This window comes from Agromyces aureus, from assembly GCF_001660485.1.
In the GTDB taxonomy this organism is placed as follows: domain Bacteria; phylum Actinomycetota; class Actinomycetes; order Actinomycetales; family Microbacteriaceae; genus Agromyces; species Agromyces aureus.
The window spans coordinates 1,435,519-1,458,288 of sequence record NZ_CP013979.1 but is presented as its reverse complement, the minus strand read 5'-3'; the positions used below and the strand labels follow the sequence as shown (position 1 = coordinate 1,458,288).

Here is a 22,770-nt window from a genome sequence, read left to right as displayed (position 1 = left end):
GACAGCGGTCGTTCACCTTCCGTTCACCGCTGTGGCGCAAGCTCGTAAGGCGGGCTGCATAGCCTCGCAGACGGGTCGGCACCCGGCCCCAACCTGCACACAATCCCCGGAAGGGAACCCCACGTGAACCTCAAGCGTTTCGGCCTGCCCGCCGTCGTCGCCGTCACGGCTGCGCTCGCGCTCAGCTCCTGCGCCACGAACGAAGGCGGCGCCGCCGCTCCCGAAGAGTCGGCTTCGACCCTCTCGGGCACCATCAACGCAGCCGGCGCCTCGTCGCAGGGCAGCGCTCAGGAAGCCTGGATCGCAGCGTTCCAGACCGCCAACACCGGCGTCACGATCAACTACGACCCCTCGGGCTCCGGCGCGGGTCGCGAATCCTTCATCGCGGGCGGCGTCGACTTCGCCGGCTCCGACTCGTACCTGAAGGACGAGGAGCTCGCGGGCGAATTCGGCTCCTGCGCCCCCGACACCAAGGCGATCGACCTCCCGGTCTACATCTCCCCGATCGCGCTCATCTTCAACATCGAGGGCGTCGACGAGCTCAACCTCGACTCGGCCACGATCGCGAAGATCTTCAAGGGCGAGATCACCACCTGGAACGACCCGGCGATCGTCGCGCTGAACCCCGACGCGACCCTGCCCGCCGCGAACATCACGGCTGTGCACCGCTCCGACGACTCGGGCACCACGAAGAACTTCGCGGACTACCTCTTCCAGACCGCTCCCGACGTGTGGGACGCCGCGCCGGCCGACCCGTTCCCGTACCAGACCGGTGAGGGTGCACAGGGCACCTCCGGCGTCGTCGACGCCGTCACCAACGGCGTGAACACCATCGGCTACGCCGACGCATCCCGTGCCGGCGACCTCGGTGTCGCGAACATCCAGGTCGGCGAGGAGTTCGTCGGCTACACGGCCGAGGCCGCTGCAGCCGTCGTCGCCGAGTCGCCGCTCGTCGAGGGCCGCGAGGCCAACGACCTCGCGATCCAGCTGGACCGCACCACGACCGACCCGTCGCACTACCCGCTCGTGCTCGTGAGCTACGCGATCGTCTGCCAGGAGTACGCCGACGCCGCCCAGGGCGAGCTCGTCACGTCCTACGTGAGCTACATCGCCAGCGCCGACGGCCAGGCCGTCGCCGCCGAGCAGGCCGGTTCGGCTCCGCTCTCGTCCGACCTGTCGGACAAGGTCGCGGCCGCCCTCGCGACCGTCAAGTAACACCTGCTGCCCGGCCCGGTCACCCGCCATTGCGCGCGGTGACCGGGTCGGGCAGGCTTGGCGCGCAGGCATCCGCCAGTGCGTCGCATCCGTTCCACTCGATCCACGCAGGAAGACCCGGCCATGACGTCAGCCCCACCGGCATCCGCGATCACAGCGAAACCTCGACCCGGCGACCGGGTGTTCTCCACCGCGACGGTCGTGGCCGGAACGCTCATCCTCGTCACCCTCGCCGCAGTGGCGATCTTCCTCATCGCCCAGTCGCTGCCGGCCTTCACGGCCGAGTCGGCCGACTTCAAGGGCGACGCCGACAACTTCTGGCAGTACGTCGGCCCGCTCGTCTTCGGCACCCTCTGGGCCGCCGCCCTCGCACTGATCATGGCGATCCCGATCGCGCTCGGCATCGCGCTGTTCATCTCGCACTACGCCCCGCGCAAGCTCGCGCAGGGTCTCGGCTACATCGTCGACCTGCTCGCCGCGGTCCCGTCGGTCGTGTTCGGCCTGTGGGGCATCTCGGTGCTCGCCCCGGCCGTGCAGCCCTTCTACACCACGCTGACCGAATGGTTCGGCTGGTTCCCGCTCTTCGCCGGCCCCGTCTCGGGCACCGGCCGCACGATCCTCACCGTCGCCGTGGTGCTCGCCGTCATGGTCCTGCCGATCATCACCGCGCTCTGCCGCGAGGTCTTCCTGCAGACCCCGGTGCTGCACGAGGAGGCCGCGCTCGCGCTCGGCGCGACCCGCTGGGAGATGATCAAGCTCGCCGTCCTGCCGTTCGGACGCCCCGGCATCATCTCGGCCTCGATGCTCGGCCTCGGCCGTGCACTCGGCGAGACGATGGTCGTGGCCATGGTGCTCTCGCCCGCGGCGATCATCTCGTTCGCGCTGCTGCAGTCGCAGAACCCGACCACCATCGCGGCGAACATCGCGCTGAACTTCCCCGAGGCGCACGGCGTCGGGGTCAACATCCTCATCGCGACGGGCCTGATCCTCTTCGTGATCACCCTCGCCGTCAACATGATCGCCCGGTACATCGTGGACCGGCGCAAGGAATTCTCGGGAGCGAACTGATGAGCGTCCTCACCTCGCCCCCGAAGTCGCCAGTGGGCACGCCGGTGGCCAACTCGCTCACGGCTGGCAAGCTGCCCCGCTACACCGCCGTCTACGTGCTCGTCGGATGCCTCGCGGTCATGTCGCTCGTCTTCGCGATGATCGCGGCGGCCGCCGGCACCGACTTCAACATCGTCCTGGCGGTCTTCCTCGGCGTGGTCGCCTACGTGGTCGTCATCTGGGTGCTCTCGCGGGCCGTCGAGGGCCCACGCAAGGCCTCAGACCGACTGGTGACCGCCCTCGTGGCCACCGCGTTCACCATCGCCCTGCTGCCCCTCATCTCGGTCGCGTTCACGACCATCGTCAACGGACTGCCGCGCTTCGACATCCAGTTCTTCAGCGAGTCGATGCGCAACGTCGTCGGCCCCGGCGGCGGCGCACTGCACGCGATCGTCGGCACGCTGCTCGTGACCGGCATGGCGACGCTGATCTCAGTTCCGGTCGGCCTGCTCGCCGCGATCTACCTCGTCGAGTACGGTCGCGGTCGCCTGAAGCACGCGATCACCTTCTTCGTCGACGTCATGACCGGCATCCCGTCGATCGTCGCCGGCCTGTTCGCGTTCGCGCTCTTCGCGCTCATCACCGACGACCCGGGCATCCGCTTCGGGTTCGGCGGCTCGGTGGCCCTCTCGGTGCTGATGATCCCGGTCGTCGTGCGCTCGAGCGAGGAGATGCTGAAGCTCGTTCCGAACGAGTTGCGCGAGGCCGCATACGCCCTCGGCGTTCCGAAGTGGCTCACGATCCTCAAGGTCGTGCTGCCCACCTCGATCGCGGGCATCATCACGGGCATCATGATCTCGATCGCCCGTGTCATCGGCGAGACCGCGCCGCTGCTCATCATCGCCGGCTTCACGACGAGCATGAACTACAACCTGTTCTCCGAGCGGATGATGACGCTGCCCGTGTTCGTGTACACGCAGTACGCCAACCAGGGTGCCGACGCCCAGGCCTACATCGACCGCGCGTGGGCCGGAGCGCTCACGCTCATCCTCATCGTCGCCCTGCTGAACGTCATCGCCCGCGTCGTCGCCAAGGTCTTCTCGCCGAAGACCGGCCGCTGATCGCCCGGCACCTCCAGACCTGCATCCAACCCGAGCCCAGAGAGAAGCGAAGCTCCCAGTGTCCAAGCGCATCGAAGTCAACGACCTCAACGTCTACTACAGCAGTTTCCTCGCGGTCGAGGGCGTCTCGCTCGAGATCGAACCCCGCACGGTGACGGCCTTCATCGGCCCGTCGGGCTGCGGCAAGTCGACCTTCCTCCGCACACTGAACCGCATGCACGAGGTCATCCCCGGCGCCCGGGTGCAGGGCGAGGTGCTGATCGACGGCAACAACCTCTACGACTCAGCCGTCGACCCGGTGCTCGTGCGCCGTCAGGTGGGCATGGTGTTCCAGCGCCCCAACCCGTTCCCGACGATGTCGATCAAGGAGAACGTGCTCGCCGGTGTGCGCCTGAACAACAAGCGCATGTCGAAGACCGACGCCGACGACCTCGTCGAGAAGTCGCTGCAGGGCGCGAACCTCTGGAACGAGGTCAAGGACCGGCTCGACCGTCCGGGCTCGGGCCTCTCGGGCGGTCAGCAGCAGCGACTCTGCATCGCACGTACGATCGCCGTCTCCCCCGAGGTGATCCTCATGGACGAGCCGTGCTCGGCCCTCGACCCGATCTCGACGCTCGCGATCGAGGACCTCATCGAAGAGCTCAAGCAGGAGTACACGATCGTGATCGTGACCCACAACATGCAGCAGGCCTCGCGCGTGAGCGACAAGACCGCGTTCTTCAACATCGCGGGAACCGGCAAGCCGGGCAAGCTCATCGAGTACGACGACACCACGACGATGTTCTCGAACCCGTCGGTCAAGGCCACGGAAGACTACGTGTCCGGCCGCTTCGGTTGATCGGATGCCGCGGCTGAGAGAGCCGGCATGAACACGGATGCCCCGGAGCGAGTTCGCTCCGGGGCATCCGCCGTTTCACCGTGGTCGCCGGATCAGCAGGCGCCCTGCTTCTCCCACGGGCCCCACTGCTCGGCACCGGGGGTGTTGCCCTGCGTCCACCACTTGGCCTTGTAGGTCGAGCCGCTGTAGCTCACCACTGCGCCACCGCTGTAGGCGGTCGCCGCGGCCCACGCCGCGGCAGTGCAGGTGCCGGGGTTCGTCGGCGGCGTGGTGGGCGGGGTGGTCGGCGGCGTGGTGGGCGGCGTGGTCGGCGGCGTCGTGGAGCACGAGCCGACGAGGCCCCAGACGTCGTTGGTGCCGGGGGTGTTGCCCTGCGTCCACCACTTCGCCGTGTACTCGGAGCCGTTGTACGACACCTTCTGGCCGCCCGTGTAGATCGCCGTGGAGTTCCACGCGGTCGCGGTGCAGCCACCCGTGGGCGGCGTCGTCGGCGGCGTCGTGGGCGGGGTGGTCGGCGGCGTCGTCGGAGGCGTGGTCGGCGTCGTGCCGACCGGGTCGCTCGCGGGGCCCTTCTTGGCCGCGCGGAGCTTGTCGGCGAGCGTGCCGACGAGTTCGCCGTTGCGGTCGCCGTCGAGCTCCCACCACATGCCGCCGCCGAGTCCCTGGTCGACGATGTACTGCGACTTGCGGGTCGTCGACTTGACGCTGTCGTAGCTCCACCACTGGTTGCCGTCGTAGCGCCAGGCCGCGCCGAGGGCGGCGTCGTAGTACTCCGTGCCGAGGGTCTTCAGCTTGTCGTAGTCCTCGTTGCCCTTCTCCCACGTGCCGGGCGCGGCATCCGTCGCAGCCGTCCACGCGTTGGAGGACTTCGCGCCCTGCCAGCCGCGGCCGTAGGCCGCGAGGCCGATGCCGAGCTGCTTCGGGTCGATGCCCGTCTTCAGGTACTCCTTCACGGCCTTGTCGACGCTGAACCGTTGCGCAGGGGCACGGGTGTCGGCCGGGTCGTCGAAGAGGTTGGCCTGGTGACCGACGAGGGTCGGGTTCCACGCGCCATGCAGGTCGTAGCCCTGGATGTTGCCGTAGTCGAGGTACTTGAACTTCTCGGGGTCGTTCCAGCCGCCGGAGGCGATGTCGGCGGGGTTCGCCGGCAGGAAGGCCGAGAGCTGGTAGGGGTGCCCGTTCTCAGCGGTCAGCGCGTCGACCTGGGTGCGGAACTCCTTCAGCAGCAGCGTGAAGTTCGTCTTGTCGTTGGCGGTGTCGACGGAGTTGCCGACCTCGCCGTTCGGCGATCCGGGCCACTCCCAGTCGATGTCGATGCCGTCGAAGACGCCCGCAGCGGCACCGGCGCCGCCTCGGCCGTCGATCACGGGCAGGTTGCCGCGCAGGTACAGGTCGACGCAGCTCTTCACGAACTTCTTGCGCGAGGCATCCGTCGCCGCGGCCTTCGAGAAGTTCTTCGACCAGGTCCAGCCGCCGAGCGAGATCATGACCTTGAGCTTCGGATGCTTCGCCTTCAGCTGCTTGAGCTGGTTGAACGAGCCGGCGAGCGGCTGGTCCCAGGTGTCGGCCGTGCCCGCGACCGAGTTCGCCGCGGTGTAGCCCATGCCGAAGTCGGCCCAGGCGTCGCCCGCACCGTCGGAGCCGTTGGGGCCCGTGCCCTGCGCCTTGTTCGCGATGAAGCACTCGAGGGACTGGTAGTTGATGTTGCCGAACGAGTAGTTGATGTGCGTGAGGTCGGCTGCGGTGCCGGAGGTCTCGAGCTGCTTGGCCTGGAACGCGCGGCCGTAGACGCCCCACTGGGCGAAGTAGCCGACGTTGCGGTACCCGTTCACGGCGCTGGGCGCCTGTTCGGGGGCGGCGGCTGCGGGCATGGCCGCGCCGACCGCGGCGAGCCCGGCGACGAGCGCGCCGGTGGCGACGGCGGCCAGCGCCGTGCGCAGGCCCCGTCGCGTGCTTCTCTGTGTCTGCATGGTGTCCTTCGTCGAGGGAGGAACGGGCGCGGTCGCGCCCCTCGAGGTCACGGTACGAGCGGATGCCGCAGCGCGGCGTCCGCACGATCCACATGTTCGCCGGGCATGCGGAGGAGCCGGGTACGTAGGACTACGTACCCGGCTCCGGGAGCCGCCCGACACGGCATGGGGGCACCGTGTCGGGCGTGGGTGGAACCGGGCGGGGACGATGGATGCGGCCCCGCCCGCGGCATCCGGACGACGATGGGGATGGGATTCGTCGCCCGGACGCGGTCAGCAGGCGGTCGCGGTGCCCCAGACGTCGTTCGTGCCGGGGGTGTTGCCCTGGGTCCACCACTTGGCCGTGTACTCGGACCCGTTGTACGACACCTTCTGGCCGCCCGTGTAGATCGCCGTGGCGCTCCACGCGGTCGCGCCGCAGGTGCCCGTGCCACCGCCACCGCCGGTTCCGCCGCCCGTGCCGGGTGACGGCTCCACGACCGTGACCCCGCGCGGCAGGTCTGAGAGCGAGGCGAACGTCTCGGTGCCGATCTTCACCCGCAGATTCGAGATCTCGGTCATCGGCAGGCGCCACGAGAACTTCGTGAACACGCTGCCGCCGGCGGGGATGCCGCCCGTGGGGACCTTGATCGAGTACGTGTGGAAGTCGCCCTTCAGACCGCCCACGTTCGACCCCGTGTGGTCGCTGGAGACCTTGGTGATGCCCCAGCCGTTCTGCTCGCCCATCGCGCCGGTGTCGCTCGTGGCGGTGTCGAACGTGATCGTCGAGCCCGCGGGGATCGCGGTCTTCGACCGGTTCGTGAACGTCACCTTGGGGTTGATCGGGTAGTTGCTGTCGCCGAGCGCGAACTCCCCGAACTTCACCTGCAGGTCGATCGCCTTCGCGGGCATCGGCACGTTCGCCTTCGTCGCGTCGTACGGCGTCGACGCGGCGAACCGGTCGTGCAGCAGCGACACGAGCGTCGAGCCCATCTCGTACTGCCCCTTCTGCGCGTTGTAGCCGTAGTCGCCGGCGAGCTCCCAGATCATCGCGCCGCCGATGCCGTTGTCGGCGATGTAGTCGGCCTTCGCCGCGATCGCCTGGTTCGAGTCACCCGAGAGGAAGGTCTTCGTGGTCGCGTTCCACCACCACTCGGTCTTCGTGACCGAATCGAAGTGGTGCGTGTACGTGCCGGTGATCGACGACGGCGCTCCGTATGCCGACGTGTAGTCGCCCACGACGCCCTTCTGCAGGTTCAGCACGTGCCAGATCGGGTTCGCACCCGCGCCGACCTCGGTGCCGGTCTTGTCGAGGTCGTGCCAGAGGTTGTTGATGCCGACCGCGCCGTTGCCGCACTTGGAGGTGCCGCCGATCGTCGGCCCGGTGCCCGGCGGGCACTTCGTCTGGTCGGCGAGCGGCGCCTTGCCGTAGAGGCCGTTGGTGCCGCCCTGCACGCCGTCCCAACCGCGCGTGTAGAACGGCAGGCCCACGTTGATGCGGCCGGCCGGCATCGCGCCGCGGAAGTAGTGGTACGCCCAGTCGGTGTTGAGGTAGCCGATGTTGCTGTACGCGCCGTACACGCCGCCTGCGGCGAGCTCGGGGTCGTTGCCGTCGTCGAAGAGCGGGCCGTTGCCGCCGACGTAGTCGTTCCACGAGCCGTGCAGGTCGTAGCTCATGATGTTGACGTAGTCGAGGTACGGGGTCACCTGGTACACCTCGGCGCCGCGCAGCAGCCAACCGGATGCCGGTGCCGCGACCGTGAGCAGGTAGTGCTTGCCGTCGGCCGCGCCCGCGCGGTCGAGCTTCACGCGGAGCGTCTTCATGAGCGACTCGTACCCGGCCCAGAGCTTCGCGCGCCGGGGCTCCGAGAACGTGAAGTCGTCGGGGCTGCCCGCCTTGCCGTTGCTGTTCGCGTACTCGTAGTCGATGTCGACGCCGTCGAACCCGTAGGTGCGGATGAACGCGACCGCCGAGTCGGCGAACGTGTCGATCTTGGCCTGCGATTCGGTCATCGTGTAGAAGCCGCCGTCGGCCACCCGTGCGCCCGCGGCGTCGAAGTGGCCGCCGGTCTCGGCCCAGCCGCCGACCGAGACGAGCGCCTTCACGCCCGGGTTCGCCTTCTTGTACTTCGTGAGCAGGTTGAAGTGCCCCTTGTACGGCAGCGACGAGTCCATCTCGGCTCCGGCGACACCGGGCCAGGTCAGGTCGGTCGAGGCGTTGCCGGCGACGGTCTGGTTGACCGAGACCTTGCCCTGCCCGTCGATGTGGGCGAAGGCGTAGTTGATGTGGCTGAGCTTCTTCCACGGGATGTCGCTCGCGAGGTACTTGGGGGCGCCGTTCACGCCCGTGCGCCAGCTCGTGAAGTACCCGATGACGCGGTTCTTCAGGCCGTTCGGCAGCTTCTCGCGGCCCTGCTCGTCGTAGATCGTGCAGTACGGCACGTCGACGCCCGGGGTCTGGTACAGGCCGTCGGGGCGGCACTTCTCGTCGGGGTTCGTGGTCCACGGCGTGCCCGTGCCGGGGGTCGGCGTCGGGGTCGGAGTGGGCGTGGGGGTCGGGGTCGGCGTGGGCGTGGGGGTCGGGGTCGGCGTGGGGGTTGGGGTCGGCGTCGGGGTCGGCGTCGGGGTCGGCGTCGGCGTCGTGCCGCACGCGCCGTTGCTCGCCCACGGGCCCCATTGCTCGGCGCCGGGCGTGTTGCCCTGGGTCCACCACTTCGAGGTGTAGTTGGCGCCCTGGTAGGACGCCTTCGCGCCGCCGACGTATTGGGTGGTCGCGTTCCACGCGGGGGCGCAGGGTTCGGCCGCGTTCGCGGTCGCCGCGGGGATCAGCGCCGCCAGCAGCAGACCGACCCCGGCGACGGCGGTGACGAGCCGCGTGCGCGTGAGAGTGGGAGTTCGCATGTCGTTCCTGTCTGAGTCGAGAGGTGTCCCGCACGAACGCGGGCAGCCCGACGTTACGGCGACCGGCCGCCGAGCGAATCAGCGGATCCACGCATACGCAGGACTACGTACGTGACGACGACAGGCGCCCCTGCATGCGGTGCGCGAGCACCGTCAACTCGACCCGGGAGTGCACCGCGAGCTTCGTGAAGACCCGCCCCACGTGCACTTCGACCGTGCGTACCGAGACGTAGAGCCTCGATGCGGCCACGCGGTTCGAGCAGCCCTCCACGACGAGCATGGCGACCTCGAGCTCGCGCTCGGTGAGCACATCGGCCCAGGCGTTGCGGCACTCCCCCAGCACGTCGTCGTCATCCGGGTGGTCGGATGTCGCGGCCGCGCGCTCGTGCGTCGGCCCGCCGCTCGCCGTCTCACCGGATCGGGGCGGGATGCCGGTCGCGGCGCCGTCGAACGTAGCGAACGCGGCGGTCGCGAAACCGGACGTTGCGACACCGGAGGCCGAGAGCCCGCGTCGGGTCGCGATCTGGGCGACGCGCTCTGCGGCGACGGCGCGAAGCCAGCCGATCGCACCGCAGTCCGCGAAGAGGTGCTCGGCCGCGACGAGGTGGCGCCCGGCCGGGTCCACCGATCCGAAGGCGGCGCAGGTGCGCGCCAGCATGAGCTCGGTGCGCGCGCGCTCGTACGGCGAGCGGATGCCGCGCGCACGATCGGCGATCGCCGCGTACTCGGCGTCGAAGCCGCGACGGTCGATGCCGCGCATGCGGTGCCGGAGCTCGCTCGCGAGTCGGGCGTCGGGCGGGCGACGGGCGATGCCCGTGCCGAACGACTCGACCCCGCCGGCATTCTCGGCGGACTCCCGCGGCGCCGACGCGCCCTCGGCGGCGGCGTCGAGTCCGGGGATGTGCAACCCGCAGCCGAAGCCGCCGCGGGCGCGCTCGTCGGCGAGCGCCACGAGCGTCTCGGCCTCGGAGCGACGGCCGTGCAGGTGCGCCTCGACCGCACGGTCGACGAGGTCTTCGCGGCGCACGCCTGAGGCGTTCTGCGGCAGCGTCGCCTCGACGGCGCGGGCCCACGGGCCGATCTCGCCGGTCTCGATGAGTTCGAGGCGGCGCGCCAATGCGGCCCCGAGTCCGCCGAAGGCGAGGGCGATCGGCAGGTCGCAGGCTGCCTGCCGCAATCCGTCGGCGGCACGCTGCACCTCTCCGGCCCAGAGGTCGAGCAGGGCGATGGCGACCGCGCGATCGGCCCGGAGCAGGGCGGATCGTTCGAGACCGATGACCCCCGAGTGCGCGTCCGGCGCGACCTCTCGACGGGAGCCGAGCCATCGCACGGCCGCCGTCGGGTCCCCGTCGAGTCCGAGCTCCAGCGCGACGGCGATGGCGTGGAGTCCGTTGAGCACGCTGCCGCCGTCTGCCGCGCGGCCCGACGTCATCGACGACCGGTCGCTGGCCGGGACGGAAGCGGGGGCAGGGGCCGCGGCGATCCGATGGTCGCCGAGGTGCTCGTCGCCGATCCGACCGAGCGCCGCGAACGCCTCGCCCACGAACAGCGTGCACCAGGCATGCCCGACCACCCAGTCCGCATCGGAGAGCCCGTGCCGCTCGATGAGCTGCCGCGCCTGTTCGAGTCGGCGGCCGGCGCGCTGAGCGGCGCCGCGCTCGGCGAGCAGCCCGGCGGCGATCGTGGTCGCGCGCACCAGGGCCGCCAGTCGGCACTTCGTCGCGGTGTCGAGTCCCTCTGACTGCGCCGCCCGCTCGAGCTGCGCATCGAGCTCGGGCTCGACCACGTCACCGCGGAGCAGCGCCGTGGCGAGCAGGTACTCCCCGAGCACGCTCGCGCGCGCGCAGTCATCGCCGTCGGCCAGCACCGCGCCCAGCCAGCGCTCCGCGTCCTCGACGAATCCGCCGTGCAGCGCGGCGACGCCCGCGACCCGACGTGCGAGCACGGCCTGCTCGCCTGCGGCGTGGCTCTCGGCCTCGCGTGCGACCGCGTGCGCACGCTCGGCCTCGCCCGCGGCATCCGCTCGCCTCGCGATCTCGAGCAGCGGTGCGACGAGGTCGGGCGACCCTTCGAGCGTCGCGAGCGAACGGTGCCAGATCGCCTGGTCGTCGACGCCGAGTGCGACGCAGGCGTCGGCGAGGGAACCGTGCGCCGCGGTGCGCTCGGCGAGCGACGCCTCGGCGTGCACCCACACGCGCATGCGAGGATCGGCGAACGCGAAGTGGCCGGCGACGAGCAGCAGGTGCCGGCTGACCTGCCCGTCGACGAACTCCGCCATCGAGCGGCCGCTCGCGGCGAGCAGCACATCGATGCGGTCATCGGTGCAGACCGCAGCGACGACGAGCGCCTGGCGCTCCCAGTCGGCGAGGTTCGCGGCCTGCGGCTCGATCGCCGCGGAGATCGCCGGCACGAGCGGGAACGGGTCGGGCAGCGCCGCGAGCCCCAGGCGCTGCGACGCCCGGAGCAGCGTGGTGACCTCGATGATCGCGTCGGCGTCGCCCCCGAGACCGAGCCCGAGGCGTGAGGCGACGTGCGGTGCGACGACCAGGCGGTGCCGCGCCAGCAGTTCGATGATCGCGTTGGAACTCTCGAACGCCTCGACGTTCGAGCGATGCCGTGGCGTCGTGCGCGGGTCGTCGTCTCTGGGTTGCATCGGCCCTCCGCTCGCTCACTTCACTGATCGCGTGGGGTTATGTTAGCAACGTTTACAAACGGGAGTCGAGGGGGAATTCACGCGTTCGCAATTCCCCGTTCAGGGGACGTCGAGACGCGTCGGACGCGTGAGAACGCTCTCTCGGCGCCGTTCCGCGGGTCGAGGCTCGACCGTCGACTCCATCGCGCCGGAGCGGGACCGCTCCGTCGTTCCGAGATCAGTCGCGCGGCTCGAGCAGGTAGGCGTTGAACCCGCGCGTCGTCTCGGCGTCGTACGGGAACGCCGCGCCGTCGAGCTCGGTCACCCCTACCGCGAGTCGCACGCTCGACACCAGCCAGATGGCGTCGGCCGTGCCGAGCTCCGCTGCACGAATGTCGCGGTAGGAGGTCAACCGCCCGGTCTCGGCGAGATGCTCGAACAGGCTCATCTGGGTCGTGCCGTGCAGGATGGCGCCCGACGGTGCCGGCGTCGAGTAGACGTCGCCGTGCCGGAGGATCACGCTCGAGGTCGGCCCCTCCATGACGAACCCGTCGGACGAGATGAAGATCGTGTCGTCGGCGCCCCGGCGGTGCGCCTCGCGCAGCGCCGCCATGTTCGTGGCGTAGCTCAGCGTCTTCGCCCCGAGCAGCAGCCACGGCGCCTTCGCCGCCGCGTCGTGCGCGTAGCCGCGGTCGAGGGTCACGACGCTGACGCCCTGCTCGCGCGGACGGCTGAAGTCCGCGGCGGGCGCGGCGTGCAGCCACGCGGTCGGCGCCGGGCCGTGCTCGACGCCTCGGCTCAGCACGAGCTTCAGGGCGAACTCCCCCGTCTCGGGCAGGAGTTCGACCGCGCGGTCGATCGCCGCGCGCCACTGCGCGAGGTTCGGCTCCGGCAGTTCGCAGATCACCGCGGAGTTCCGAAGCCGCTCGAGATGCGGCCCCGACTCCTGCGCGTGCCCGTTCGTGACCGAGATGGTCTCGAACACGCCGTCGCCGCGCTGCGTGGAGAGCTCGCCGACGCGGAGCGCGGGGGCATCCGCCGGTACCTCGCGGAACGTCGACGCGAGGTCGACGAGACGGGCATCGGCGGGCAGCGGCTCGAGCAGCAGGGTCACGGTCATGCCACGATGCTACGCGGATGCCGCGGACGGCCCCGCACACCCGTCGCACGCCCATGCACGCTCGCCGTCAGCCACCGGACGGCATGCGGGCCGCGCCAGAACGCGCCCGAAGGCATGAAGAGGCCGGCCGCAGGAACGCCTCTCGGCGCGAGGCCGCTCGGAGCGGCGAATATTGGAGCCCGGGGTTACTGCGGCCGGCCACGTCAAGTGTAAACGAGGCGAGAGGGTGCGGTATTCCGTGCACGCCGAACGCATGCCTCGACGATGGGGGCGGATGCCGCGGCATCCGCTGTTCGGACGAACCCGAGCGGGATCGGGTCGACGTCAGGGCGCACGCCGGGTCGAGTCCGTTCAGTCGAGCGCGTCGCGCCGCCACAGGCGGGCGCAGGCCGCGAACTCGTCGGCGAGCTGGGTGAGCCGGAGGGCCCGCTGCGTGAGCTCGCGCGGGCGGTCGGGGTGCACATGGTCGGCAGCGTCCGCGTCGTCGGCGAGGCTCGTGTATCCGACCCCGACCAGACGGCAGAACGCGGCCGCCCGGTCGAGCGCGACGGCGAAATCGCCGACGAAGAGCCCGTGCAGGATCCGGTCGGCGAGCTCGCGCACCTCGTCGGGGCCGGCAGGAACCGGCGCACCCGCGACGACCTGGTCGATCGTGTGCGACACCTCGGCGCCGCGCTGGTAGCCGAGGCTGACGCCCTGGGGGTCCTGGCGGATGAGCGTGCGGAGCAGGTAGACGCGCCAGAGCGCACCGGGGAGGCTCTTCGCCGACGCCTGCGACCACAGCTCGGCGATCGCGTCGATGCCGTGCTCGTCGGTGTACGAGATGAGGCGCTCGACGACCTGCGGGTCTGGGTCTTCGCGCACGCGCGCAAGGAGGGCCGCGGCCGTGTCGTGGGCCATGCGGCTGAGCCGAGCGGGATCTTCGCCGCCCAGGTACGAGTCGAACACGTGCGGCGGGAACTTGGTCGGACGGTGGAAGGAATCGTCGGAAGCCATTGCCGTCAAGGGTACCCGCTCGGCCCAGCCGCCCGCCCTCGAGCCTCAGCGATCGCCCGCAACCCGCTGCATGAGTGCGGTGCGCCAGTTCGCGCCCATTCGCTCATACGTGACCTTGGCATGGCAATTGCGGCACCGCACGTCGCACTTCGCGATCTCGGCCAGGACACGCGCCGCCGAGTAGCCCGCCTTCGCCAACTTCATCACCTCGGCCGTCTTGTCGCAGCCCTCACGATGATCGAAGTCCAGGACTCGGAGATCCCGCTCACCGCAATCGACGCACGGATTCGACAACAGGTACTCGCCGATGCGCTCGATGTTGGCCGCCCGTGCTCTCGCGACCTGCGCGGCGACCGCGGCGCGGTGCTTGTCGAGGTTCTCGGCGTAATAGCGTCGGGCCCGCGCCGCGTTGCAGGCACGGCACAGCGCCTGGAGACCGTCGGGCGAGGCCGATCGCCGGTTGAACTCCGTCGGAGCGAGCCCCTGACGACATGCCGGGCAGGTCTTCATCTTCGCAACGTAACGAGCACCGCCGACACACGCGGCATGCTCGCGCATCGAGCAGTCCCGCGAGCTGAAAACGTCGGGAGGGTCGCGGCCTCCCGCGGAAGCGATCGAGCGCGAGCCGGGGGCGCGCACCGGGTAATGTGGTGACGCGGGCCTCTAGCTCAGTTGGCAGAGCAGCGGACTTTTAATCCGCGGGTCGTGGGTTCGAGCCCCACGGGGCCCACTGCGAATCCGCGACCTGATTCGAACTGGCGACCCGGGACACCGTCTGGCGGGAGTTCGCCCTCGTTGGAGGTAGCACTCCCGCCCCGACGGCCCCTCCCCAAGTGTCCCCTTGGTCCGCACGACTCCGTGCGAATTGGGACTCACCGTACGCTCCTGCGCGCGCGAATACCAGTGTTTTCCCGGGGCTTCTCGAGCCGGTTCGACAGAAGTCCCGACGCACATCGTGAAACGGTTCACGTGAGAGCGCGACCACGACCAAGAACGCCTGCGAATGCAGAACACCGCGCCGGATCGGCGCCGAAACGACGCCGATCCACGCAGGATTCAGCCGACGATCGAGCGGAAGCCCGACATGAGCGCGATGCGCTCGGCGGAGTTGCGAGCGAGCGGCGTGACCGCGAGCGTGGTGACGCCCGCCTGCCGGAACGCCGCGACACGCTCAGCCACCTCCGAAGGCGAGCCGATGAGCGAGATCGCGCGCACGAGCTCGTCGGGCACGGCCGCCACGGCCTCCTCGCGGCGACCCTCGAGGTAGAGGTCCTGGATGCGCGCGGCATCCGCTTCGAAGCCGTAGCTCGCGACGAGGTGATTGTAGAAGTTCTTGCCGCGCGCGCCCATGCCGCCGACGTAGAGCGCGAGCTGCGGTTTCGCGGCCGCGAGCGCGAGTGCGGTGAGCGCGGGATCCTCGGTGATCGCGAGCGCGGGGCTGGCGAACACGTCGAGCGGGGCGAGGTCGCCCGATCGCTTCGCCGTACCGGCCGCCAGCGCGTCGCCCCAGACCCCCGTCGCCTTCTCGGGGTGGAAGAACATCGGCAGCCATCCGTCGGCGATCTCGGCGGTCTGCTCGACGGACTTCTGGCCGAGCGAGGCGACCGTGATCGGGATGCGCTCGCGCACGGGGTGGTTGATGAGCTTCAGCGGCTTGCCGAGCCCGGTGCCCTCGCCGGCGGGCAGCGGGATCGCGTAGTTGCGCCCGGCGTGCACGACCAGCTCGCGCCGCCAGGTCATGCGGCAGATCTCGATGATCTCGCGCGTACGGCCGAGCGGGGCGTCGTAGCGCACGCCGTGGAACCCCTCGATGACCTGCGGCCCGGAGGCGCCGATGCCGAGCTCGAATCGGCCACCGGAGACGTAGTCGAGTCCGGCGGCGGTCATCGCCGTGAGCGTGGGGGTGCGCGTGTACAGCTGCAGGATGCCGGAGGCCAGCGTGATCTTCGACGTGCGCGCCGCGAGGAATCCGAGTTGGCTGACGGCGTCGAACGAGTACGCCTCCGGCACGGCGATGAGGTCGACGCCCGCCTGCTCGAGTTCGGCGACCTCGTCGGCCGCCTCGCGGAACCCGCCCGCATAGTTCAGGAACATCCCGACGCGCATGTCACTCCTCATCGTGTGATCGGCCGACGATCGCGGCCCTTCCGAGGCTAACCGACGGGTCCGCACGAGCGACGGCCGATTGTGCACGGGCGACGAGCCCGCGGCGACGGTGGCGCGATCCGTGGTGGAATCCGTGAACGTCGGGCGCGGAAACCCGGCTCGCAGTGCGGCTCGCAGCATGCTCGAAGGCGGATGCCGCAGGCTTGGGTTCGCGCCGACCGACGGCGCTGCCGACGCGAACGGCCTGCCTGCGGCATCCGACGCGCTCGACGAACGGAGGACCATGGGCTGGAGCCTGCTGCTCGACGTGCTGCTGGTGCTCGTGTTCATCGGCGCCGTCGCGAACGGCTACCGCACGGGCCTGCTGCGCACGGCCGCCGGCCTGATCGGCGTGCTGCTCGGCGCGGTCGCGGCGGCCTTCGTGATGCCATGGGTCATGGGCCTGGTCTCGGCTCCCGAGTGGCGAGCGCCGGCGGCCATCGGTGCGGCGCTCGTGCTGATCTCGATCGGCGGCACCGCGGGCGGCGCTCTGGGTGCGGTCCTCGGCCGCGGCGCGGAGGCCGTGAAGCTCGGCGTCGTCGACCGCGTGCTCGGCGCGGTCGGCAACCTGCTCGTGACGGTGTTCGTCGTGATGCTCGTCGCCTCCGGCGTCTCCGCGATGGGCGTGCCGGTCGTCTCGCCCGCGATCGCCGGTTCCCGCGTGCTCGGCACGATCGAGGCGCTGACGCCGACGCCGGCGCAGCGGTTCCTCGCCGAGGTGCGGTCCGCGGCCGTCGGCGAGGCGCTCCCCTGGCTCGTCGACGTGCTCGAGGTGCCGGCGGTGCCGCCGACCCTCCCGTCGGGCGGCGTCGACGATCCCGAGATCGCGCAGGCCGCGGCATCCGTCGTCAGGGTCACCGGAACGGCCTTCGAGTGCGGCGTGTCGATGTCGGGCAGCGGGTTCGTGATCGCCCCCGACCGCATCGTGACGAACGCGCACGTCGTCGCGGGGGTCGACGAGCCCGTCGTCGAGACGCCGGGGCTCACCGCCCGATCTGGCCGGATCGTCGCATTCGACGCCGACCTCGACCTCGCGGTCATCGCCGTCGACGGACTCGACGCGGCCGCACTGCCGGTGACGGATGCCGCAGCCGGCACGGACGTCGCGGTGGCGGGTTACCCGTTCGGCGGTCCGCTCGAACTGCGGCCGGGGCGGGTCATGTCGGTCGGACCGGTGACGTTCCGCGAGGCCGACGGCACCTCCACGCGCGATGTCATGACGCTCGCGGCCGACGTCGACCACGGCAACTCGGGCGGCCCGGTGCTCACGGGCGACGGCACCGTCGCGGGGGTGGTGTTCGCCAAGTCGGAAGCCGTCGAGAACGTGGGGTTTGCCATTCCGGTGTCGACGCTGAACGCCTTCGCGGGCAGCGCTTCGTCGCTCGACCGGGCGGTCGACTCCGGCAGTTGCACGACCGGCTGAGCCGACGCCCTACTCGGCCGTGAACCCCTCGAAGTGGATGCCCCACGAGAGCTCCCACGCCTCGCCCGGGTCGAGCAGGCGGAGCCCGCGACCCGAGTTGAACGCCTCGGCCGGCGCGGTCATGGGCTCGATCGCGATGGCGACCTGGCCGCCTTCGCCTGGGAACCGGTGGGTCGTGTAGACCTGCACGTAGGCGAACTCGTCGTCGGCCCTGATCGACACGGTGCGACCGTCGGGCGCAGTGAGCGAGTGCACCACCTCGCCGTCGCGATCGACGACCTCGCCGAAGGCGTCGTCGAGCGAGAGATCTGCCACGCGGCGCCCCTCGCGGAGGTCCCACTCGGTGCCGTCCACGGGCACCTCGCCCGTGGGCAGCATGCGGTCGTCGACCTCGATGTGGCTCGCGGCGTCGAGCTTCAGCACGAGGTCGCCCGTGGGCACGCCGCCGATCTTGAGGTAGGGGTGCGTGCCGATCGCGACCGGCGCAGCCTCGCCGCCGAGGTTCTCGATGTGGTGCGTCACGCGCAGCCCGTCGGCGACGAGTTCGTAGTGCACCGCGGTCTCGAGCAGGAACGGGTAGCCGAGCTGCGGGTAGATGTTCGCGGCGAGGGTGACCGAGTCTCGCTGCTGGTCGACCACGCGGTACTCGGCGTAGCGCAGCAGCCCGTGGATCGCGTTGTTGAACTTGGGCTCGGTGATCGCGAGGCGGTGCTCACGGCCGTCGTCGTCGCGCCATACGCCGTCGCGGATGCGGTTCGGCCACGGCACGAGCACGATGCCGGCGCCCATGGGCGTCACCTCGTCGTCGCCGTACGGCGGGACGAGGTCGATGCCGTTGATGCTGAGGGTGCGGATGCCGGCGGCCACGGCCGTGATCGTCGCGCGGAGGTCGCCGCTCGCAGTCGAGGTCTCGAGCACGAACTGCTCGCCCGTCGGAAGGGTCATGTCTCAACTCTAGGGTTCATCCCCCGGCTCCGGGTCTCCTGCGATCGCCGTCGCGAGGCCGGCCTCGCCCAGCTCGGCGATGAGCTGGGCGGGTGCCGCGGCATCCGTGATGAGGGTGTCGAACGCGTCGACGGCGGCGATGCGGCCGAGGTGGACCTCGCCGAGCTTCGAGCCGTCGGCGACGACGACCGACCGCGCGGCGGACCGGAGCATGAGGGCCTTCACCGACGCTTCGGGGAGGTTCGAGTTCGTGACGCCGTGCATGGGGTCGACCCCGTTGCACCCGATGAACGCGACGTCGACGTGCACCTCGGCGAGCATCGCTCCCGCGAGCGGATGCACGAGGGAGTGCTGCTTCGGTCGCAGGCTGCCACCCGTGACGATGACGGTGAACCGCGGGATCTCCGCCTCGAGTTCGAGCGCGATCGACAGCCCGTTGGTGAAGACGGTGAGGTCGTCGAGGTCGTGGCGAGCGCGGAGTGCCCGAGCGATCTGCAGCGTGGTCGTGCCGACGTCGAGGATGATGCTCTGCCCGTTGCGCACGAGCGAGGCCGCATGCACGCCGATGCGGCGCTTCGGTTCGACGGATGCCGCGAGCGCCTCTTCGAAGCTCGGCTCGCGATCGGGCCGCTCGACCGCGATGAGCGACGACGTGGGCACGGCTCCCCCATGCACGCGCCGGATGGAGCCCGCGCGCTCGAGCGCGTCGAGGTCGGCGCGGGCGGTGACCGTGGTGACGCCGAAGACGTCGCTCAGTTCGGCGACGCGCACGAAGCCGCGTTCGGCAACGAGCCCGAGGGCGCGCTCGCGGCGCTCGAGGGCGGTGAGTGGGGCATCCGTCATGCTCGTATCTTCGGCGACCGCCGCGAGTTTTGCAATACGAAACTTGGTTGTTTGCAAAACGAAAATCGCGTACAGTGGCCGCGTGCTTGACACCGAACCGGTCTTCGACCCCGCCATCGCCGTGCGCCCCGCGAAGCTCGCCGACGGCCGCGACCTCATCTACTTCGACGACGCCGACACGACGCTCGACGCCGAGCGGTCGGTCGACGCGCGCACGCTCGACGCGCGCCCCGCGAACGCGCACATGCGTCAAGATCCCCTCACCGGCGAGTGGGTCTCGATCGCGGCGGCCCGCCAGAACCGCGTCATGCTGCCGCCGGCCCACCTCGACCCGCTCGCCCCGCAGACGCCCGACAACCCCTCCGAGATCCCGAGCGTCTACGACGTCGCCGTGTTCGAGAACCGCTCCCCCTCGTTCGGGCCCGCCCTCGCCGAGCCCGGCACCTCCGACGCCGAAGCGCTCGCAGACCTGCGCCGGGTCGGCCTCGAGCGTACGAAGACCTCGATCGGCCGCTGCGAGGTCGTGTGCTTCAGCCCGGCGCACGAGGGCTCGTTCGGCTCCCTCTCGCGTTCGCGGGCGCGCACCGTGATCGAGGCGTGGGCGCACCGCACCGCAGCGCTCTCCGCGCTGCCCGGCGTGCAGGAGGTGTTCCCGTTCGAGAACCGCGGCCGCGAGATCGGCGTCACGCTGCCGCACCCGCACGGCCAGATCTACTCCTACCCCTACATCACGCCGCGCACCGAGCGCCTGCTCGCGGCGATCGACGACTACGGCCCCACGCTCATGGCCGACGTCCTCGAGCGCGAGCGCAACGGCCCGCGCGTGCTGCTCTCGGGCGAGCACTGGACCGCGTTCGTGCCGTTCGCCGCGCGCTGGCCCATCGAGGTGCACCTGCTGCCCCACCGCCACGTTCCCGACTTCGCCGCGACGACCCTCGACGAGCGCGATGAGCTGGCGGGCCTCTACCTGCAGCTGCTGCGCGGCATCGACCGGATCTACGACTCCCCCACGCCCTACATCGCGGCCTGGCACCAGGCCCCCGTGCACGAGCACCGCGACGACGTGCGGCTCATGCTCCAGATCACGAGCCCGCGCCGTGCGGCCGACAAGCTCAAGTTCCTCGCCGGGTCCGAGGCGGCCAAGGGCGCCTGGATCGGCGACGTCGCCCCCGAGACCGCGGCCGAAGCGCTCCGAACCGCGATCGCGGCCGCCGCGAGCGACGAGACGGCGACCAGGGCGACTCCGACCACGGCGAACGCGCACACCACGACGACGGATGCCGCGGCATCCGGGACCGCATCAGACACCGAAGGAACCCGCGCATGACCGAGACCCCCGTCGAGACCGTGACGCGCGGATTCATCGAACGCTACGGGCACGAGCCCGTCGGCGTGTGGTCGGCCCCCGGACGCGTGAACCTCATCGGCGAGCACACCGACTACAACGACGGCTTCGTGTTCCCGTTCGCGATCGACCAGCGCGCGAGCGTCGCGCTCGGCATCCGCGCCGACCGGCTCATCAGGGTGTCGTCGACGTTCGCCGACGAGGTCGTCGAACTGCACCTCGACGACCTCGCCCCCGACGCCGTCGAGGGCTGGGCGGCCTACGCGCTGGGCGTCGCCTGGGCGCTCGGCGAGTTCGGGGCCGACCTGGCGCACGTCGGCGGCGTCGACCTGCACATCTCGAGCACCGTGCCCGTCGGTGCCGGCCTCTCGTCGTCGGCCGCGATCGAGAGCTCCGTCGCCCTCGCCCTCGACGAGCACTGGGGCCTCGGCCTCGACCGTCCGACGCTCGCGAAGGTCGGCCAGCTCGCCGAGAACCGCGTGGTCGGCGCCCCGACGGGCATCCTCGACCAGTCGGCGTCGCTGCTGTCGCACGCCGACGCGGCCGTGTTCCTCGACTGCCGCAGCCTCGACGCCGAGGTGATCCCGCTCGGGCTCGTCGGCGACGGCCTCTCGATCCTCGTGATCGACACGAACGTGTCGCACGCGCACGCCACCGGCGGATACGCCGCACGACGCGCCTCGTGCGAGGCCGGCGCACGAACACTCGGCGTCGACTCGCTGCGCGACGTTCGCCTCGACGACCTCGACCGCGCCGCGAGCGTGCTCGACGACGAGACGTTCCGCCGCGTGCGGCACATCGTCACCGAGAACCAGCGCGTGCTCGACACCGTGCGCACGCTCCGCGAGCACGGCGCCGGCGCGATCGGCCCGCTGCTCGACGCCTCGCACGTCTCGATGCGCGACGACTTCGAGATCACCGTGCCCGAGGTCGACCTCGCCGTCGAGACCGCGCAGGCCCACGGCGCGATCGGCGCCCGCATGACGGGCGGCGGCTTCGGCGGCTCGGCGATCGCGCTCGTGATCGACGCGCTCGTGCCCGTGATCGAGCGCGAGGCGAAGGCCGCGTTCGCCGCACAGGGCTATCGGGAGCCCACGACGTTCGTGGTCACCCCGAGCGAGGGCGCGCGCCGCGACGCCTGAGCCCGGCGCCGGCGAGGTCGCGCGGGTTCGGTGCGGCGCTCACGCCACGGACGACGCCCACTCCTCGGCGAGGATCGCATACGTGTACCCGTCGATCCAGCCGAGCTCGGCGTGCCACGAGTCGCGCACCCCGTGCTGCTCGCGACGCATGCCGAGCTTCTCCATGACCCGCCAGGAGGCATGGTTGTCGGCGAAGCAGCCGGCGGTCACCCGATGCAGCTCCAGCTCGGTGAACGCGAGGTCGAGCAGCGCGCGGGCGATGTCCGTCGCGAATCCCCGCCCGGCGCAGGCGGGGTCCACGAGATACCCGAGCAGGCCCTCGGATCCACGCCACTCGTCGCCGTCGAACTGCCCCATGCCGTCGTGCACGTCGAGCGATCCGGTGGCGACCACGCGACCGTCGAGCACGGCGACGACGGCGTGCTGGTCGGGATCCTCGACGGCGTCGAGCCACGCCTTCACGAACGCCTCGGGCTCCACCGTGGTGCGCAGCAGCCAGCGCGTCACCTCTGGTCGGTTGCGCCAGACGAGCACCTGCTCGAGGTCGTCGCGCGTCGGCGGCCGGAGCTCGAGCCCGCCGACCCGTCGCGGCCAGGTCGCGGACGGCGCCGTCACGCGTTCGCCCCGGCAGCAGGCACGACCGCGTGGGGCGTGCCGCCCGTGATGCGCACGAGCTCGTCGAACGTGGTCGGGAACACCGTCTTGGCATGCCCGGCGGCCGCCCAGACGTCGTCGTAGCCGGCGAGGTCGACGTCGACGAGCGTGCGCACGGGCGCCGGGTGCCCGACCGGGGCGACGCCGCCGATGACCTGCCCCGTGGCCTCCTTCACCGCCTCCTTCGACGCGCGCCCGATGACGCCGCCGAGCTGCGTGCCGAGCCACTCGGTGTCGACCCGGTGCGCGCCGGAGGTGAGCACGAGGATCGGTGCGCCGTCGAGCGTGAACACGAGCGAGTTCGCGATCTGCCCGACCTCGACACCGAGCGCCGCCGCGGCGAGCGGGGCCGTCGTGACGGCGTCGTCGAACCAGACGATCTCGGGTGAGAGTCCGTGGCCCGCGAGGGTCTCGGCGACGCGGTCGACGGCGGGGTGCGAAGGGGTGGTCATGG

General features: G+C 70.8%; 18 protein-coding genes and 1 tRNA gene. 8 read left to right on the top strand and 11 right to left on the bottom strand.

The annotated features are described in order from the left end of the window. The first annotated feature begins 123 nt into the window (after positions 1 to 123). The 4 genes from pstS to pstB all read left to right on the top strand — a co-directional run bounded on the left by pstS (position 124) and on the right by pstB (position 4,221). The gene (gene pstS / locus ATC03_RS06165; RefSeq protein WP_067874426.1) at positions 124 to 1,215 is read left to right on the top strand and encodes a phosphate ABC transporter substrate-binding protein PstS; all 1,092 of its coding nucleotides are present in this window, start codon (positions 124 to 126) and stop codon (positions 1,213 to 1,215) included. A gap of 123 nt (positions 1,216 to 1,338) precedes the next feature. Then, positions 1,339 to 2,283: a phosphate ABC transporter permease subunit PstC gene (gene pstC, locus ATC03_RS06160; RefSeq protein WP_067874420.1), complete on the top strand. Its 945-nt coding sequence runs from the start codon at positions 1,339 to 1,341 to the stop codon at positions 2,281 to 2,283. After that, a complete protein-coding gene (gene pstA / locus ATC03_RS06155; protein ID WP_067874419.1) occupies positions 2,283 to 3,383 on the top strand; it encodes a phosphate ABC transporter permease PstA in 1,101 nt (366 codons plus the stop codon). Before pstC ends, pstA begins: the two co-directional genes overlap by 1 nt. 58 nt (positions 3,384 to 3,441) lie before the next feature. Continuing rightward, the gene (gene pstB, locus ATC03_RS06150; protein WP_067874418.1) at positions 3,442 to 4,221 is read left to right on the top strand and encodes a phosphate ABC transporter ATP-binding protein PstB; all 780 of its coding nucleotides are present in this window, start codon (positions 3,442 to 3,444) and stop codon (positions 4,219 to 4,221) included. Between the two features lie 92 nt (positions 4,222 to 4,313). Here pstB and ATC03_RS06145 read toward each other — a convergent pair whose 3' ends face one another. The 6 genes from ATC03_RS06145 to ATC03_RS06120 all read right to left on the bottom strand — a co-directional run bounded on the left by ATC03_RS06145 (position 4,314) and on the right by ATC03_RS06120 (position 14,329). Further along, positions 4,314 to 6,191, bottom strand: a complete 1,878-nt coding sequence (locus ATC03_RS06145; protein WP_067874416.1) for a glycosyl hydrolase family 18 protein — start codon at positions 6,189 to 6,191, stop codon at positions 4,314 to 4,316. Positions 6,192 to 6,464: 273 nt separating this feature from the next. Beyond that, positions 6,465 to 9,071: a glycosyl hydrolase family 18 protein gene (locus tag ATC03_RS06140; protein WP_067874412.1), complete on the bottom strand. Its 2,607-nt coding sequence runs from the start codon at positions 9,069 to 9,071 to the stop codon at positions 6,465 to 6,467. A 103-nt stretch (positions 9,072 to 9,174) separates the two neighbouring features. After that, on the bottom strand, positions 9,175 to 11,724 hold the full coding sequence (locus ATC03_RS06135) for a helix-turn-helix domain-containing protein (RefSeq protein ID WP_067874410.1): 2,550 nt from the start codon (positions 11,722 to 11,724) through the stop codon (positions 9,175 to 9,177). Positions 11,725 to 11,941: 217 nt separating this feature from the next. Beyond that, entirely contained in the window at positions 11,942 to 12,823 is an 882-nt protein-coding gene (locus tag ATC03_RS06130; RefSeq protein WP_067874408.1) for an aminodeoxychorismate lyase, read from the bottom strand. Between the two features lie 351 nt (positions 12,824 to 13,174). Next, on the bottom strand, positions 13,175 to 13,819 hold the full coding sequence (locus tag ATC03_RS06125; RefSeq protein WP_067874405.1) for a DNA-directed RNA polymerase subunit beta: 645 nt from the start codon (positions 13,817 to 13,819) through the stop codon (positions 13,175 to 13,177). Between the two features lie 45 nt (positions 13,820 to 13,864). Next, entirely contained in the window at positions 13,865 to 14,329 is a 465-nt protein-coding gene (locus ATC03_RS06120; protein ID WP_067874402.1) for a hypothetical protein, read from the bottom strand. 147 nt (positions 14,330 to 14,476) lie between these two features. Between ATC03_RS06120 and ATC03_RS06115 the strand changes: the two genes are divergently transcribed. Then, a tRNA-Lys gene (locus ATC03_RS06115) sits at positions 14,477 to 14,549 on the top strand. Positions 14,550 to 14,875: 326 nt separating this feature from the next. Here the strand turns inward: ATC03_RS06115 and ATC03_RS06110 are convergent. Beyond that, positions 14,876 to 15,925, bottom strand: coding sequence for an LLM class F420-dependent oxidoreductase (locus ATC03_RS06110; RefSeq protein ID WP_067874399.1), 1,050 nt, complete (start codon positions 15,923 to 15,925; stop codon positions 14,876 to 14,878). Positions 15,926 to 16,046: 121 nt separating this feature from the next. On the opposite strand from ATC03_RS06110, the gene ATC03_RS06105 reads away from it, so the two are divergent. After that, positions 16,047 to 17,387 carry a MarP family serine protease gene (locus tag ATC03_RS06105; RefSeq protein WP_152030884.1) on the top strand — a complete coding sequence of 447 codons (1,341 nt, stop codon included), beginning with the start codon at positions 16,047 to 16,049 and terminating at the stop codon, positions 17,385 to 17,387. 9 nt (positions 17,388 to 17,396) lie between these two features. Here ATC03_RS06105 and ATC03_RS06100 read toward each other — a convergent pair whose 3' ends face one another. Together ATC03_RS06100 and ATC03_RS06095 are read right to left on the bottom strand one after the other, a co-directional pair. Next, positions 17,397 to 18,332, bottom strand: a complete 936-nt coding sequence (locus tag ATC03_RS06100; RefSeq protein ID WP_067874396.1) for an aldose 1-epimerase family protein — start codon at positions 18,330 to 18,332, stop codon at positions 17,397 to 17,399. A gap of 9 nt (positions 18,333 to 18,341) precedes the next feature. Beyond that, complete coding sequence (locus ATC03_RS06095) at positions 18,342 to 19,175, bottom strand: DeoR/GlpR family DNA-binding transcription regulator (protein ID WP_067874394.1); 834 nt, start codon at positions 19,173 to 19,175, stop codon at positions 18,342 to 18,344. An 82-nt stretch (positions 19,176 to 19,257) separates the two neighbouring features. Here ATC03_RS06095 and galT point away from each other — a divergent pair, with 82 nt between their 5' ends. Together galT and galK are read left to right on the top strand one after the other, a co-directional pair. Beyond that, complete coding sequence (galT, locus tag ATC03_RS06090) at positions 19,258 to 20,502, top strand: galactose-1-phosphate uridylyltransferase (protein WP_227820245.1); 1,245 nt, start codon at positions 19,258 to 19,260, stop codon at positions 20,500 to 20,502. Next, positions 20,499 to 21,662 (top strand): galactokinase, encoded by a 1,164-nt coding sequence (gene galK / locus ATC03_RS06085; RefSeq protein WP_067874391.1) that lies wholly within the window; start codon positions 20,499 to 20,501, stop codon positions 21,660 to 21,662. The genes galT and galK overlap by 4 nt, the downstream gene beginning before the upstream one ends. Before the next feature lie 39 nt (positions 21,663 to 21,701). Here galK and ATC03_RS06080 read toward each other — a convergent pair whose 3' ends face one another. Together ATC03_RS06080 and ATC03_RS06075 are read right to left on the bottom strand one after the other, a co-directional pair. Further along, positions 21,702 to 22,277: a GNAT family N-acetyltransferase gene (locus ATC03_RS06080; protein WP_067874389.1), complete on the bottom strand. Its 576-nt coding sequence runs from the start codon at positions 22,275 to 22,277 to the stop codon at positions 21,702 to 21,704. After that, entirely contained in the window at positions 22,274 to 22,768 is a 495-nt protein-coding gene (locus ATC03_RS06075) for a YbaK/EbsC family protein (RefSeq protein WP_067874387.1), read from the bottom strand. Before ATC03_RS06075 ends, ATC03_RS06080 begins: the two co-directional genes overlap by 4 nt. Positions 22,769 to 22,770: the final 2 nt, after the last annotated feature.